Below are 15,534 nucleotides of genomic sequence, written 5' to 3' on the forward strand. Positions count from 1 at the left end.
CATCTCTCAAGGCTGGACCAGCATCATTGCTGGTCTTTCAGATTAAACGGGCGAACATAGGGCAACAGCTCTGTATCCAGCGTGACGCTGCGGCCACCGGTACCGACACTGCCAAGTCCCTTCATCTCGAATTGAAGACCGATCGATTTCTCGGAGGTGGGCTTCAGAGTGATGTTGTCTGGCTGGTTGTGCCACTCCAGACTCAGGTTGATGCTCCAGCAGCAGGAGTCATATTTGACGCCTATTTTGCGGTCAATATTGACGTTTTGCTGGATGTCACGGTAGTAGCCACCATACATCTGCCACTGATCGGCGATCGGCGCCATCATCACCAGACCTGCCTGGCTCAAGTCTTCGGCCACAGCACTGTTGTAGTAGCTCTTGTTGCCATCCTTGATAAAGCGGTAGTTGACCTGGCTGATGAACTTCTCGTTGCGGTATTCCACCGCGCCATTTGCCGCACTGAACTGACTTTTCTCTGTGTCGTATTGAGTGCCAGCGTGAGCAAACCACTGCTCCGTGACCCGGGCATCCCCCTCAAAGGAGAGCAGGGAGCGAGAGTTGGTGCTCTCGGGATCCGAAGGATAGAGGCGAACCTTGGGCGGCGTGATCTCGAAGGCTTGGGCTACTGCCAAACGCAGCCGCTCGTCACCTACGTTGTCATAGATCCGGCTGGTGAGACCGGCAGTGACGCGGTTGGCGTCGCTGATGCGGTCGAGACCGGCGTAGCGGCGATCACTGAACAGGCTGTAGTAATCCTGACGGGTGGTGGTGGAGTCGTAGATCCCGATATCGTCCTGATCCCGATAAGGAACGTAGAGATACTGGAACTCAGGTTCCAGAGTCTGGGTGCCCTTGCCATCATACCAGTCAACCGGGCGATCGAAGTTGAGCCCCCCCTTGAGCCGGAAGGAGGGGAGTGTGCGATTGACAGTGCCATCCTTCAGGGTGAGCTGGCCAGTGCTGGAGTCGGTAAAACGCGAGCGATCCGTGTAGACCAGATCCTTGGGCACCTCCTGGTTGTAGGAGGTAAACATCAGCTTGTACTGGCTGGTGAGGTAGTAGCCAGGGGCATCGATGAGAGGCACGGTCAGGGTCGGAGCCAGGTGCAGACGGGTGGTGGTGTAACGCTCACCGGCCTGCTGGGCACTGGCGCTGCCACTGTCATAACCAAATTTGGTCAGTTCGCTGTTCCAGGCCAGATCGAACCACTTGCCCTGCTGGTAGTAGTTGTAGTCGATACGCGGCAGCATCTCGTGGGGCAGCAGCGCGTAGGGGCTCAGGATCTGATAGCGGCGCACTTCTGAGGTGAGGTTCCAGTTCTGCTGGTAGTAACCGGCAGTAAAGGATTGTTGCAACTGACTATCGACCTGGGTGCCCACCGTCGGACTGAAGTCGTTGAAGTAGTTGTAATCCTTGTCGCGCACCTGGGTGTAATCGACACCAAAGCGCAGGGAACCATCCATCAGGCTTGAGCCGTGACGCACGTTCATCAGATAGCGGTGGCCATCGGACAGGTAAGGGGTGCCGGTCGACGTGTTGATGAAGCTGGGGTTGCCGGCATCATACTGCTTGTCGTCCGCCAGGTTTTCAAAGTAGAGGATGCCTGCGTGGGCGGGGTCCGGCATATAGCGGAACTCCACCTGCTCCATCAGGCCGCGTTTGTCCATAAAACGGGAGGTGATGGTGGCATCGTAGTTAGGGGCAATGTTCCAGTAGAAGGGCTGGGTGATATCCATGCCGTTGCTGGAACTTTGGGTATAACCGGGGTAGAGCAAGCCCGTCTTCCGCTCATCCTTGATAGGGAAGTTGATATAGGGAAAGTAGAACACCGGATAGTCGTAGAGCCAGAGGCTGGCGTTCCATGCTTCGCCGAACACCTCTTTCTGGTCGATGTCGATGCTGCCCGCTTTGAGGGTCCACACCTCCTGACCCGGGGGGCAGGTGGTGTACTGGGCCCCCTCCATGGTGATGTTCTGGTTGTTGTTGGTCATGGTGACCCGCTTGGCAAAGCCGCGCACCGGTGAGCCATGAACCTGATATTTGCCCTCTTCCAGCTCCGAGTTCTTGGTATCCAGGTTGGATTTGAGGGTCTTGTCGCTGGTGACGGTCACCTGACCGTCGTTGTAATAGATGTTGCCGATGGCGATGACATCCCGGCTCTTCTGGTCGAGCTGGGCATAGTCGGAGTCGAACTTGCGAACCCCCTGACGAACCTTGACATCCCCTTCATAGACGGCGGTGCCGCCCTGCTTGGCTTCGAGGCGGTCAGCATCCACCTCGACCGGCAGCGCATTGGCTTCCTCGGCAGAGGCAGGTTTTTCGACCTTGGGGACATAGTCGTAACAGAGGCTGTCGAGGATCCCTGTGGCTGGCGGCGTCTCAAAAGGGGCAGCCTGAACCATCATGGATGTCAGGGCCGGTGCCAGGCTGATAGTCAGGGCGATGGGATAACGGTATCCCAGTGTCCATTTTGTCATGTGAAAGACTCGTGCAATCCGTGATAGATACGGTTGATCCAAGGCATGCATTTTACGACAGGTTTCATCGAGTTGACATTGCATGTCATTGCTTTATGTTAGCCGGCAATGATAAAGCATTATTGCGGCCAGGGCTAACAGCCAAGTGCTGCTTTCCACTTTGGTCCCCGACTTATGCACGATCGCGATTCCCTGCTATTGCAGTGGGCACGCCAGATTTCAGGCGATGCCACCCTTCAGTTGACTCTCATTTCCGGTGATGCCAGTTTTCGCCGCTACTACCGTGGCGCCGGGCTGGTATGGGTAGATGCCAATCCTAAAACCGAAAAAAATCATGAGTTTGTTCGTAATGCAGCAGCCTTGCATGCGCGTCAGCTCCTGGCGCCAGAGGTCAAGGCCGTTGATTATGAACAAGGTTTGCTGGCGGTCAGCGACCTGGGCGATACCCAGCTGATCAGCTGCCTGAATGAGCAAAATGTGCTGGCTTGGTATACCAAGGCGATAGAGCTGTTGCCAACTCTGGGGGTGGTGGAGCTGGCGCTTGAGCCCTTCGATGCCGCCTTTATGGCGCGGGAGAACAGCATTTTCCCCGAGTGGCTGCTTGGCCACCATCTAAAACTGACCCTGGGCGATGAAGAGCAACAATTGCTGGATGAGACCTTTGCCTGCCTCACCGCTTGCAATCTGGCTCAGCCGCAAGGGGTGATGCACCGTGACTTCCACAGTCGCAACCTGATGGTGTGCCGCGGAGACACTCCTGATAGCAGCGAACTCGCCATCATCGATTTTCAGGATATGGTCATCGGGCCGCTCACCTATGATCTGGTTTCCCTGCTGAAAGATTGCTATGTGCGCTGGCCGGACGCGGTGATCGAGCAGGGGATGCAGCATGGCTTTGCCACCCTGCAGCAGGCGGGGCTGCTTGGCGAGCGCGACTACGCCAGTTTCCGCCGCGATGCCGACCTGACCGGCATGCAGCGCCATCTGAAAGCGGCAGGGATTTTCACCCGCCTCTATCATCGCGACGGCAAGTCCGGCTATCTCAAGGACATTCCCCGCACCCTCGGCTACGTGGTGGATGTCTGTCGCAGCCATGGTAGCGCCTATCCGGTTTTGGCCCGTTTTGGTCAGTGGCTGGAGCTGGTGGTGTTGCCGGGGATCGCCAACGCCGGGGTGAAACCATGAAGGCGATGATCCTGGCCGCTGGCCGTGGCGAGCGGATGCGCCCGCTGACTGACCTGCTGCCCAAGCCGTTGTTGGCTGTCGGGGGCAAGCCGCTCATTGTCCACCATATCGAAAAGCTCAAAGCAGCCGGAGTCACCGAGCTGGTGATCAACCACGCTTGGCTCGGCCACAAGCTGGTCGAGACTCTGGGTGATGGCAGTGCGCTTGGCGTGACCATCCGCTGGTCAGCCGAGGAGAGTGCGCTGGAAACGGCCGGCGGCATCATTCAGGCGCTGCCACTGTTGGGGGATGAGCCATTTCTGGTGATCAACGGCGATACCTGGCTCGATCTCGACTATCGCTCTCTGGTTGAGCTGTCCTTGGGTGAGAATCTTGCCCACCTCTGGTTGGCTCCCAATCCCCCCCAGCATCCGGCCGGGGACTTTGCCCTGCAAGATGGCAAGGTCGTAGACACCCCCGCCTTCACGTTCAGCGGCGTCGGTCTTTATCGGCCCGCAGCCTTTGCCGGTCTGCCTGCCGGTGCCCGCAAATTGGCTCCCCTGCTGCGGGAGTGGATGGCGCAGGGTCTGGTAGGTGGCAGCCTGCTGGCTGGCGAGTGGCGCGATATCGGCACTGTCGACCGTCTGCGCGAGCTGGACGAACAGCTTCAGCTCCGCGCTCAATAACATCAAGAGGTCTTGAACCATGCGTATTTGGGGTAAGGTGCTGGGCGCCTTCTTCGGTTTTCTGCTCGGCAACATCATCGGTGCCCTGATTGGTCTCTGGATTGGCCACCGTTTCGATCGCGGCATGGGGTTGCAGGGGGCGTTTCGCCGTACCCCGACTCAGGAGCAACAGGCTGTCTTCTTCCATGCCACCTTCTCGGTGATGGGCCATATCGCCAAATCGAGCGGTCAGGTGACCGAGCAGGAGATCCGGGTCGCCTCCAATCTGATGGATCGAATGCGCCTCTCCGGCGAGCAGCGCAGCCGCGCGCAGGATTCGTTCCGGCAGGGCAAGGAGGCCGGTTTCCCGCTGCGCGAGACCCTGGCCGAGTTTCGTCGTGCCAGCCAGGGCCAGCGCGATATCCTGCGCTTCTTTCTGGAAGTGCAGCTGCAGGCCGCCTTTGCCGATGGTCGGGTAGAGGATGGTGAACGCGCCATCCTGCACACCATTGCTGACGAGCTGGGCTTCAGCCGCATCGAGCTGGCCCGCATTCTGGCGATGGCCGAAGCGCAGATGAACTTCTTCAATCAGGCCCATGGCCAGTATCAGGGGGGCGGCGCGGGTGGCCAGCAGTATCGGCAGGCGCCTCCCTCGGCGGATCGCCTCAAAAATGCCTACCAGCTGCTGGGGGTAAGCGAGAGCGACAGCGATCAGGATATCAAGCGCGCCTACCGCAAGGAGATGAGCAAGCATCACCCGGATAAGCTTGCCGCCAAGGGGTTGCCGCCGGAGATGATGGAGATGGCCAAGGAGAAAACCCAGGAGATCCAGCAAGCCTGGGAGTGGATCCGCGAGGCCCGCGGTATCCGTTAAGTGCCAAAGTCAGGCTGGAACAGACAATAAAAAGCCCCGCAGCAGTGCGGGGCTTTTGTTTTGCCTGTTTTATCCGGGCCGTCTTACTTGGCCGGAATGGCTTCCAGTACGTGTACCAGCAGTTGCCAGAAACGCTCGACTGCCGGGATGTGTACCTTCTCGTCAGGGGAGTGGGCACCGCGGATGGTCGGGCCGAAGGAGACCATGTCCCACTCCGGATAGGCGCTCTTGAACAGACCGCACTCGAGACCGGCGTGGATCACCATCACGTTGGGCATGGTGCCGAACAGGGTCTGGTAGCTGTTGCGCACCAGCGCCATGACGGGGGAGTCCACGTTCGGCGCCCAACCCGGATAGGCACCGGTGAACTCGCAGCTGGCACCCGCCAGGGTGAACAGGGAGCGGGTCATCTGCTCGATGCTCTCGCGACCGGAGTCGATCAGGGAGCGGATCAGGCACTGGACATACACTTCGCCATCCTGAGTCTTGATGACCCCCAGGTTGGTAGAGGTTTCGGTTACGCCGGGCATGGCATCGCTCATGCGCATCACGCCGTTCGGGCAGGCCATCAGGGCATCCAGCAGGCGCTGCTGCAGGGAGACGCTCATCAGCTTGGCCGGTTTGGCGGCGTTGTTGACCAGCAGAGTCAGGTTCGGCTCGGTGGCGGCCAGTTCGGTCTGGTAGATCCCGGTGTAGCGGTCAACCAGCGCCTTGAACTCGTTTACGCTGGCAGCGGGTACCAGCAGGGTGGCACGGGCTTCGCGCGGGATGGCGTTGCGCAGGGTGCCGCCGTGGATCTCGGCCAGACGGATACCGAGCGGCTCGGCTGCTTTGAGCAGGCGCACCAGCAGCTTGTTGGCGTTGCCACGACCGCGATGGATGTCGCAACCGGAGTGACCGCCACGCAGCCCTTTCACGGCCAGCTCGAATGCTTCACCTTCCGCAGCATCAACCAGCTCGAGCGGGAAACGGATATTGGCATCCACCCCACCGGCGCAGCCCATATAGACCTCGCCATCCTCTTCGGAGTCGGTGTTGAGCAGGATCTCGCCTTCCAGCCAGCCCGCTTCCAGACCGAAGGCGCCGGTCATGCCGGTCTCTTCGTCAGTGGTCAGCAGCACTTCCAGCGGGCCGTGTTTGATGGTCTTGTCCGCCAGCACTGCCAGGCAACCGGCCATACCGATGCCGTTGTCGGCACCCAGGGTGGTGCCACGGGCAGTGACCCACTCGCCATCGACATAGGCATCGATGGGATCGGTCGCGAAGTCGTGTTTGGTGTCGGCGTTGGCCTGCGGCACCATGTCGATGTGGGCCTGCAGCACCACGCCCTTGCGGTTTTCCATCCCCGGGGTAGCCGGTTTCTTGATGATGATGTTGCCGACGTTATCCTGTTTGACCGCCAGACCTTCCCCTTGCGCCCATTGGACGATCCAGGCGCTCAGCTTGGCTTCATGCTTGGAAGGGTGGGGGATGGAGCAGATCTGTTCGAAGAAATGCCAAATCAGTTGGGGGGACAAGGAACTTAGTTGTGCCACGTCAGGACTCCTTACCAGCACGGAATGAAAGAGGCCCCGTCAGTGGGCCTGGAAAGTGGATAACGATAATACAGTCAATCGCAGAAAAATGTGAGCGGTTAGCGCAAATCGCAGGGCGGTTGTGCTGTCGGTGGCCACCGGGGCAGTGTAATTGTCAGGCTCGGGTGACACTGTTTGGTAGAAATGAAATTTATGTGACGTGCTTCACAAAAAGATTGAATTTACGGTGCCGGCTGGTAAATTAGCTCCCGTGGTTCGCCACCCGTCAGGATGACGATGAAAGCCTCCAGGGAACCGAAGCAAAGCAAGTGCGCCTCCATGGAACCGAGTGTTCGTTCAAGGATTTGAGCCCGCATAAAGGTACGTAACTTGTTAAGCAATCAGGAGATTCAAGATGCCAGGCAGCAACTCTACCTATTGGTTCGCCCCATCTCTCTATACCCAGGGTTTCAGCTACCCTAACCCCTTCGTCAGCCGTCGCTAAGACGAGCTTGTCCTGAGGGGCAAGTCACCCGATTGGGTGCAGACGACAAAGCAGCAGGTGCGCGAGGTAAATCCTCCCCCTGCTATTTTTTTATCTGTCGTTTATCAAAGAGCGCCAATTGTCGCTGACGAGAGGGGCGCAAGATTGGCCATTCGACTCTCTGGTTGGGTCATTTGAAGATGAAGAGGCCAATTTTTCCTGAATTTGGCATACGTTTGCCAGGCATTTTCTCTGCAAAGGGTGCTATCATATCGGCCCAACAGCCTGTCCGCGGTTTTGGCACTCTTATCGACCCAAGCGCCGGATATGTCCATCTTGCTTCCACTGCTATCAGATTTGCTGCCGAGGTCATCCCTCAGGCAGAACAAGTGCAATCTGAATTCAGCCGGACAAGAGCCGCCATTTATTGGCATTCGAGAGGGTACTTTCGGATGCCATTATTTTAAGTGATTGTTTTTGTACAACTATTCGAGATCGATAATATGCCGAAAAAGTTTTATGTGTCGTGGGACAACCTGCAACGTGAAGCTCGCCGTCTGGCTCGTCGTCAACTGCCTGCCAACCAGTGGAAAGGGATCATCGCGGTCAGCCGCGGTGGTCTGGTACCCGCAGCCCTGATGGCCCGTGAACTCGGCATCCGCAACGTAGAGACCCTCTGCATCTCCAGCTATGACCATGACAACCAGCGCGAGCTGGTGGTCGTGAAGGGTGCGACCACTGCCGGTGACGGCGAAGGCTGGCTGGTAGTGGAAGATCTGGTGGACACCGGCACAACTGCCAAGGCCATCCGCGATCTCTACCCGAAAGCCAAGTTCATCGCCATTTTTGCCAAGCCTATGGGTGAGCCGCTGCTGGATGATTTCGAAGTTGCCATCCCGCAGGACACCTGGATCGAGCAACCGTGGGATATGGCGTTGGAGTTTGTCACGCCAATCTGCGACGAAGAGTAATGGTTTCACAGGGCTCCTTGAAGGAGCCCTGTTTTTTTGTGTATCAATCTGTTGCGGGGTGGCTGACGGGCAGTAAAAGTGGTTAAGATGAACCATTGCCTGATTGAAAGAGACATTATCTTGGACTTGAACGACGACCTTAATCTGACCGAAAAACTGTTCACCCGGGTCAAGAAGGTATTGGAAACTTCCGAGATCTCCAACTCCAGCCCTGCCGAACTGGCCGAGGCCGAGTCAGACGAGATGTTTATTGACGGCTCCATGTCAAAGAGCTGGTATCGCTTGCTGCGCCGCCCATCCTGGGCCTGGCAGGGGGCAGATCCGGTCGAGGTGGAGCAGACTCTGGCCCGCATCGCCATGGCGACCGGCGAGCGCACCCACGACTGCTATCTCGATACCATCAAGGGCTATGTGCCCGGCAACTGGATCTACGAGTGGAGCCAGGTGGCTGGCACCTATTTCAAGCAGGGCCGCGAACTGTGCGAGCAGGGCGATAAGGAAGGGGCTCTCAAGCAACTGCTCAAGGCGGTGCGCTACTACTCCATCGCCAGCTACCCCCATCTCAAGGATGATGAACTGGCGGATCAGGCCCAACTGCTCGGCAACATGGCCTATCGCGAAGCGGGCCGGCTGTTCAAGGTGCCGCTCAAAGAGATCCAGGTGCCATTTCGCGGCAAGAATATCCAGGGCTATCTCCACCTGCCGGCTACCGACAAGCCGGTGCCGCTGGTGATCATCAGCGGGGGGATCGACTCCCTGCAGCTCGATTTTCTCAACTTCTACCTCAAACGGCTCGAACCCAACGGCATCGGCATGCTGTCGCTGGATATGCCGGGTATCGGCTATGCCGAGCACTGGCCGCTGGTGCAGGATACCAGCCGTCTCCATCAGGCGGTGCTGCACTACCTCTCCGAGGTTGCCTGGGTCGATCACCAGCGTATCGCCATGGTCGGTTTTCGACTGGCAGGCAATGTGGCGGCGCGGCTGGCCTTTATCGAACCGTTCAAGCTCAAAACCGTGGTCTGTGTCGGGGCCGGGGTCAATCAGGTGTTTACCAATCAGGAGCTGTTTGCCCGATGCCCGCGCATGATGCGGGACAGTCTGGCCAACCGGTTGGGGGCCGATGCGGCCGAGTGGGATACCATGCGTACCAAGTGCCAGGTATTTTCACTGAAAACGCAAGGATTGCTCGGGACTCGCACATCGGTGCCGATATTAAGTATCGGACACAAGAGAGATTTCATCTGTCCCGAGCAGGATGTCCGGGCGTTGGCGTCGGCCAGCCGCAATGGCAAGGCCATCGTGTTTGACAAACAGCCTTTGCTGGAGGTCTATGACCAGGCGCTGGATGAGATTGTCGAGTGGTTGAAACGGCACCTGTGTGCCTGATATTGCGCTAAAAATCTGACGCCATCACCAGGTGGCGTGGCTTGTTTAACAGGGAGGTTAACATGTCTGAAAGAGTGACCTACAAGCGGCTGCTGCGGCAGTTTGCTGCCATTGGCCCCTATCTGCGCGAAGATCTCTGTGAAGAGGGGCGTTACCGCTTCGACTGTTTGTCTGTCTGCGTCAGCGCCAAACCGGCGCCGGACAAGCGGGAGTTCTGGGGCTGGTGGCTGGTACTGGAGCAGGATGATCACCAGTTCCGCTATCACTATCAGTTCGGTTTTTACAATGCCGATGGCGAGTGGCTCGACAAGCCGATCCCCAAGAAGCATCAGGTGGAGGTGGAACGCACCCTCAACCGCTTCTACAAGCTCATCAGCGACAAGCTGGCCGCGCTTGAGTGTCACTTGTCTCCTGCCGAGCAGGTCACCAACGAGCTGACCGTAACGGCAGCCTGATCCCCTGAAGCCCTGCGAGTTGCATCTGTCACTCGCAGGGCTCCAGTTCTCTCTCCTCCCGTTTTTTCTCCTCCTCCACCGCACCATGAATTGCCTTGCAGGGCTCCATGGCCGTGGGTATAAAGATATTCCTTACTTTTTTAGCCTTTATGCTCCCATGGAAAACAGAACCATAGTCGTCAAGTTGGGCACCAGCGTGCTCACAGGGGGGTCTTCCCAGCTCAATCGTGCCCATATGGTCGAGCTGGTCAGACAGTGTGCGGCCTTGCACCGCCACGGCCATCGGGTCGTGGTCGTCACCTCGGGGGCTATCGCCGCCGGGCGTGAGCATCTGGGCCACCCGCCACTGGCGCCAACCTTGCCCAACAAGCAGATGCTGGCGGCGGTCGGTCAGACCCAACTCATTCGGGTGTGGCAGGATCTGTTCAACCTCTATGGCTTGCATATCGGCCAGATGCTGCTGACTCGCGCCGATCTGGAAGATCGGGAGCGCTATCTCAATGCCCGCGACACCATGCGCACCCTGCTCGATCACCGCATCATTCCGGTCATCAACGAAAACGACGCGGTAGCGACCGCCGAGATCAAGGTGGGCGACAACGACAACCTCTCCGCCCGTGCCGCCATCCTGGCCGATGCCGATCTGCTGATCCTGCTCACCGACCAGAAGGGATTGTTTACTGCCGATCCGCGCACCAATCCCGATGCCCAGCTCATCGAAGAGGTGCAGACCATTGACGATACCCTGCGTTCGCTGGCGGGTGACAGTGTCAGTGGCCTCGGTACCGGCGGCATGGCCACCAAGCTGCAGGCGGCCGATGTTGCGCGTCGCGCCGGCGTCAACGTGGTGATCGCGACCGGCCAGATGCCGGAGGTGATCGGCCGTCTCGCCAAGGGCGAGCGTATCGGAACCCTCTTCCCGGCGCTGGCCTCCCCGCTGGAAGGGCGCAAGAGCTGGATCCTGGCAGGCCCGCCCCCTCACGGCGAAGTCCATGTGGATCAGGGGGCTGTGGCCGCCATGAAGGAGAAAGGCTCCAGCCTGCTGCCCAAGGGGATCGTCGCGGTCAAGGGCGACTTCATTCGGGGCGATGTGGTGCGCATTCTTGATCCCAAGGGCGCCGAGCTGGCCCGCGGCATCTGCCGTTACGACCATCTGGAGCTGGATAAGCTGCGCGGCGTCCACTCGGACCAGATTGAGCAGGTATTAGGCTATGGCTACGGCTCTGTGGCTATCCATCGAGACGACATGGTGCTGCTCTAATCAGGGCGGCACGGCATGAACAAAGGGAAATGAGATGAGTCTGGAGAAAATGGGGCAGGCGGCCCGTGAAGCCGCCTATCAGCTGGCTACCGTCAGCACGGCGCAGAAGAACCGGGCGCTGGCCGCCATCGCCGACGAGCTGGAGGCGCGCAGCGAGCAGATCCTCGCTGCCAACGCGAAAGATATCGCCGCTGGCCGTGAGGCTGGCTTGTCAGAGGCGATGCTGGATCGCCTGCTGCTTAATCCGGCCCGGCTGGTCGGTATCGTGGCAGATGTGCGCAAGGTAATCACGCTGGATGATCCGGTCGGCGCCGAAATGGATAGCCGGGTGCTGGAGAATGGCCTGCGCCTCTCCCGTCGTCGGGTGCCCATCGGGGTTATCGGCGTCATCTACGAGGCGCGCCCCAACGTCACCATCGACATCGCCAGCCTCTGCCTCAAGACCGGCAACGCCAGCATACTGCGTGGCGGTCGCGAGACCTTCCACTCCAATCTGGAGCTGGTGCGGGTGATCCAGGATGCCTTGGCGGCCTCCGGCCTGCCCGAGGCGGCGGTGCAGTATATCGACAACCCGGATCGGGCGCTGGTGGCCGAGCTGCTGCGCCTCGACCGCTTTGTGGACATGATCATTCCCCGCGGTGGTGCCGGTTTGCACAAGATGTGCAAGGAGAACAGCTCCATTCCGGTCATCATCGGTGGTTTCGGCATCAGCCACATCTTCGTCGACGAGAGTGCCGATCTGGTGCGCTCTCTGGCAGTTATCGACAACGCCAAGGTGCAGCGCCCCTCCGCCTGCAACGCCCTCGATACCCTGTTGGTACACGAGAACGTCGCTTCAACTTTCCTGCCGCAGCTGGTAGCGCTGATGAACGAGCGTAAGGTGACGCTGGTCGGCGCGGCCAACGCCATGACGCTGCTGGCGGGCGCCGACAATCTGTGCGAGGCGGGGCCGGAAGATTTCGATACCGAGTGGCTGGGATTGACTCTGGGGGTCAAGCTGGTGGCGGATGTGAACGAAGCGCTGGCCCATATGCGCGAGCATAACGCCGGCCACTCCGATGCCATCCTGACCAACGATCTGGCCAACGCCGAGCGTTTCGTCAACGGGGCCGGTTCGGCGGCGGTCTACGTCAACGCCTCGACCCGCTTCACCGATGGCGGCCAGTTTGGGCTGGGGGCTGAAGTGGCGGTGTCGACCCAGATGCTGCACGCCCGTGGCCCCATGGGGCTGACCGAGCTTACCAGCTACAAGTGGGTGGGGCAGGCCGATTACCTCAGCCGCGCCTGATAACCTGTTGTGTCAGAAACAAAAATGCCGACCCTTGGGTCGGCATTTTATTTGGTGGATATCGGGAAGATATCAGGCGCTCGGGTTACTCCCCCTGATAGAGCACCTTGTCACCGGATTTGAGCACATAGCCCTTCCAGGGGAAGAGGGTGTAACCGCTGCCCTGCCACGACCAGTTGCCTTCCATGCCCTGACGGGCAAGCTGGTGCTGCTCGCCGGTGGGCAGGGTCAGCTCGGCCTTGCTCTGATCGGTGTTGAACAGCACGAACGCACTGCTGGTCTGGCTGGCATCGGTCGGATTGAGTCGGATGCCCTGCTCGAACAGGCGCACGCATTTGCCGGTCAGCGCTGACCACTGATAGCCCGCACTGCCGATGCAGCCGTGGCTGTCGCGATCGCTGCCAACCAGATGTTGTTCCGGTGTACTGCATGCCGCCAGCAGCAGAGAGGCGGCCATCAGAGTCAAGGTTCGCATGGTTACTCCTGATCCTCTTCGAGGTTGTCCCGTTCGATGACAATGTTGGAAAACCCCAGCTCTTTGAAGTAGTTCTCCCGGTAATCCTTCACGCTCTTCTTGTCGCGCCGGCACACCTGAGCCAGCTGAGCCTCCATGGCGTGGAAGCTGGCGAGATCGATCCCTTCGGCAGCGGCAACCGCATCATAGATGCTGTTGAACTTGTCGTTGGCATAGCCGATCGTTTTGGCCTGCTTCTTGTAGGTGTAGGTAATCTTGAACGCCATGGCGTTATTCCTTTGATTTGGCTTGCTTGCGCTGAACGTAGAGGTAGAGGCTCTCTACCTTCTCCCGGGCCCATGGGGTCTTGCGCAAGAACTTCAGGCTGGATTTGACGCTGGGCTCATGGGTGAAGCAGCGGATATTGATCTGCTGCCCCAGCTCTTCCCAGCCGTAGTGTTCGACCAGCGCGGTGACGATGGCTTCCAGCGTCAGCCCGTGCAGCGGGTTGTTCTTCTGCGAGGCGTTCGGTTGCTCGCTCATGCCTGCTCCGCCAGCTTGGCAAAGGGCTGACCCATGCGGGTGGTGACCCCGTTGGCCAAGTGAGGTTCGAAACCGGCCAGCATGCCCGGGCCAAACAGGCAGACGACAGTACTGCCCAGTTTGAACAGCCCCATCTCGGCACCTTTTTGCAGGGTAATGGCCTCGTCACCGGTGTAGTCCCAGCGCACCACCTTCTTCTCTTTGGTCGGCGCAATGTTGCCGGCCCAGATGGTCTCGATGCTGGCCACGATAGTGGCACCAACCAGCACCAGCGCCATGGGGCCGTGCGGGGTGCGGAAGGTGGCCACCACCCGCTCGTTGCGGGCAAACAGGTTCGGCACATTCTCGGCGGTGAGCGGGTTGACGGAGAAGAGATCCCCCGGCACGAACACCATGCTCTCCAGCACGCCGTCCAGCGGCATGTGGATGCGGTGGTAATCCTTGGGCGCCAGATAGATGGTGGCGAAGTCGCCATCCTTGAACGGCGCTACCAGATCCTCATAGCCGCCCAGCAGCTCGCGAGCGCTGTAGTCGTGGCCCTTGGCCTGGATGATGCGACCCTGCTGGATCGGGCCGAGCTGGCTGACGGTGCCATCCACCGGCAGCACCAGGGTCATGGCATCTTCTACCACGGGGCGGATGCCGGGCTTGAGCTCGCGGGTGAAGAACTCGTTGAAGCTCTTGTAGTGGGCCGGACTCTCGTGCAGCGCCTCGCTCATGTCGACCTGGTACTGCTTGATAAAAGCCTCGATCACCCTGGTGGTGATGTTGCCCGCTTCGGCGGCGGCAAACTTGCCGATCAGACGGGATAGGGCGTGCTTGGGCAGACAGTATTGACCGGCAATTTTCAGGTTGTCAGTAATGCTCATGTTCATCATCAACGTAGGTTAAACAGGGTCACAGGCGCGCTTGTTGGCGACCGTGACGGGCTTCCTGCATGGTTTCCAGGATGCGGTGATAGTTGTGGAAGCGATCGGCGCTGATAGCGCCCGCGTCGACCGCGGCGCGCAGGGCACAGCCGGGATCGTCCTTGTGGGTACAGTCGCGGAACTTGCAGCCACCCAGATAGTCGCGAAACTCGACGAAGCACCAGGTGATGCGGTCGGCTTCCAGATGCCAGAGGGCGAACTCGCGGATCCCGGGGGAGTCGATGAGATCGCCACCGCTCGGGAAGTGGTAGAGCCGCGCCGTGGTGGTGGTGTGCTGGCCGAGCCCCGAGTTTTCGGAGATCTCGCCTGTGAGCACATCCAGCCCCGGCATCAGGGCATTGGTGAGCGAGGATTTGCCCACCCCGGACTGGCCGACGAAGATGCTGATCTTGTCGGTGAGCTTGGCTTTCAGCTCATCGAGCCCTTCACCGCTCTCGCAGCTCACCAGCAGCACCTCGTAATTGAGTTTGCGGTAGGTTTCGAGCTGGCTCTCGATGCGCGCTCTCGCGGCATCATCGAGCATATCGACCTTGTTCAGCACGATGAGTGGCTGGATCTCCACATCCTCGGCGGCCACCAGATAGCGGTCGACGATGTTGGTGGAGAACTCGGGCATCACCGCCGAGACGATGATGATCTGGTCGATGTTGGCGGCGATGGGTTTGACCCCGTCGTAGAAGTCCGGCCGGGTCAGTACCGAGTGGCGCGGATGCACCGCTTCGATGACGCCCGCTGTTGCGGCATTGAGGCCGGGACGCCACACCACCTTGTCGCCGCACACCAGACTGCTGATGCTGCTGCGCCGCAGGTTGCTGCGGTGGATGGTGCCATCGCTCGCCTCAACGTCCGCGTGCTGACCGAAACGGCTGATCACCACCCCTTCGATGGCCGGGCCAAACAGGGTGTCATCCACCTCTGTGGTGTGCTCTTTTTGCAGCCGACGCTCGCGGTTGGCCTGGACGCGTCTTTGTTGACCCAGATTGAGTTTTGCTTTCTTTGCCACTCGATTCGCCAGTTTATGAACAGATCCAAAGCCAGTATGATACATGCAAATTGGCAAAAT

The 15,534-nt window shown here is 59.3% G+C and carries 15 protein-coding genes; 8 read left to right on the forward strand and 7 right to left on the reverse strand.

Features of this window, described 5'->3' with window-relative positions; translation table 11 throughout:
- Positions 1 to 23: 23 nt before the first annotated feature.
- Positions 24 to 2,480, reverse strand: a complete 2,457-nt coding sequence (gene lptD, locus AAHA41_RS00455; RefSeq protein ID WP_182927299.1) for an LPS assembly protein LptD — start codon at positions 2,478 to 2,480, stop codon at positions 24 to 26.
- Positions 2,481 to 2,654: 174 nt separating this feature from the next.
- On the opposite strand from lptD, the gene AAHA41_RS00460 reads away from it, so the two are divergent.
- The 3 genes from AAHA41_RS00460 to djlA are packed head-to-tail and all read left to right on the forward strand — an operon-like array spanning position 2,655 to position 5,183.
- A complete protein-coding gene (locus AAHA41_RS00460; protein ID WP_215803073.1) occupies positions 2,655 to 3,665 on the forward strand; it encodes a phosphotransferase in 1,011 nt (336 codons plus the stop codon).
- Positions 3,662 to 4,330, forward strand: a complete 669-nt coding sequence (gene murU, locus AAHA41_RS00465; protein WP_323068479.1) for an N-acetylmuramate alpha-1-phosphate uridylyltransferase MurU — start codon at positions 3,662 to 3,664, stop codon at positions 4,328 to 4,330. Before AAHA41_RS00460 ends, murU begins: the two co-directional genes overlap by 4 nt.
- A 19-nt stretch (positions 4,331 to 4,349) precedes the next feature.
- Complete coding sequence (djlA, locus tag AAHA41_RS00470) at positions 4,350 to 5,183, forward strand: co-chaperone DjlA (RefSeq protein ID WP_215803075.1); 834 nt, start codon at positions 4,350 to 4,352, stop codon at positions 5,181 to 5,183.
- An 83-nt stretch (positions 5,184 to 5,266) separates the two neighbouring features.
- Here djlA and AAHA41_RS00475 read toward each other — a convergent pair whose 3' ends face one another.
- Positions 5,267 to 6,718, reverse strand: coding sequence for an aminoacyl-histidine dipeptidase (locus AAHA41_RS00475; RefSeq protein ID WP_203977404.1), 1,452 nt, complete (start codon positions 6,716 to 6,718; stop codon positions 5,267 to 5,269).
- A 966-nt stretch (positions 6,719 to 7,684) separates the two neighbouring features.
- Between AAHA41_RS00475 and gpt the strand changes: the two genes are divergently transcribed.
- From gpt to AAHA41_RS00500, 5 genes are all read left to right on the forward strand, one after another.
- Entirely contained in the window at positions 7,685 to 8,152 is a 468-nt protein-coding gene (gene gpt, locus AAHA41_RS00480) for a xanthine phosphoribosyltransferase (protein WP_033114875.1), read from the forward strand.
- A gap of 120 nt (positions 8,153 to 8,272) precedes the next feature.
- Positions 8,273 to 9,541 (forward strand): esterase FrsA, encoded by a 1,269-nt coding sequence (gene frsA / locus AAHA41_RS00485; RefSeq protein WP_323068481.1) that lies wholly within the window; start codon positions 8,273 to 8,275, stop codon positions 9,539 to 9,541.
- 62 nt (positions 9,542 to 9,603) lie between these two features.
- Entirely contained in the window at positions 9,604 to 9,996 is a 393-nt protein-coding gene (gene crl, locus AAHA41_RS00490; RefSeq protein ID WP_042031710.1) for a sigma factor-binding protein Crl, read from the forward strand.
- Positions 9,997 to 10,153: 157 nt separating this feature from the next.
- Positions 10,154 to 11,257, forward strand: coding sequence for a glutamate 5-kinase (gene proB, locus AAHA41_RS00495; protein WP_033114873.1), 1,104 nt, complete (start codon positions 10,154 to 10,156; stop codon positions 11,255 to 11,257).
- Between the two features lie 34 nt (positions 11,258 to 11,291).
- Positions 11,292 to 12,545 carry a glutamate-5-semialdehyde dehydrogenase gene (locus AAHA41_RS00500; protein WP_323068482.1) on the forward strand — a complete coding sequence of 418 codons (1,254 nt, stop codon included), beginning with the start codon at positions 11,292 to 11,294 and terminating at the stop codon, positions 12,543 to 12,545.
- Positions 12,546 to 12,630: 85 nt separating this feature from the next.
- Here the strand turns inward: AAHA41_RS00500 and AAHA41_RS00505 are convergent, their stop codons facing one another.
- From AAHA41_RS00505 to rsgA, 5 genes are read right to left on the reverse strand one after another with little or no spacing between them, the layout of a single operon-like run.
- Complete coding sequence (locus AAHA41_RS00505; protein ID WP_041210445.1) at positions 12,631 to 13,020, reverse strand: hypothetical protein; 390 nt, start codon at positions 13,018 to 13,020, stop codon at positions 12,631 to 12,633.
- Between the two features lie 2 nt (positions 13,021 to 13,022).
- Entirely contained in the window at positions 13,023 to 13,286 is a 264-nt protein-coding gene (locus AAHA41_RS00510; protein ID WP_042031708.1) for a DUF2960 domain-containing protein, read from the reverse strand.
- A 4-nt stretch (positions 13,287 to 13,290) separates the two neighbouring features.
- Entirely contained in the window at positions 13,291 to 13,542 is a 252-nt protein-coding gene (locus AAHA41_RS00515; RefSeq protein WP_005341005.1) for a VF530 family protein, read from the reverse strand.
- Positions 13,539 to 14,411 (reverse strand): archaetidylserine decarboxylase, encoded by an 873-nt coding sequence (gene asd / locus AAHA41_RS00520; protein WP_323068484.1) that lies wholly within the window; start codon positions 14,409 to 14,411, stop codon positions 13,539 to 13,541. The genes AAHA41_RS00515 and asd overlap by 4 nt, the downstream gene beginning before the upstream one ends.
- Positions 14,412 to 14,439: 28 nt before the next feature.
- The gene (gene rsgA, locus AAHA41_RS00525; RefSeq protein WP_323068485.1) at positions 14,440 to 15,474 is read right to left on the reverse strand and encodes a small ribosomal subunit biogenesis GTPase RsgA; all 1,035 of its coding nucleotides are present in this window, start codon (positions 15,472 to 15,474) and stop codon (positions 14,440 to 14,442) included.
- Positions 15,475 to 15,534 lie beyond the last annotated feature (60 nt).

The organism is Aeromonas sp. SER, from assembly GCF_038739615.1.
Lineage (GTDB): Bacteria > Pseudomonadota > Gammaproteobacteria > Enterobacterales > Aeromonadaceae > Aeromonas > Aeromonas jandaei.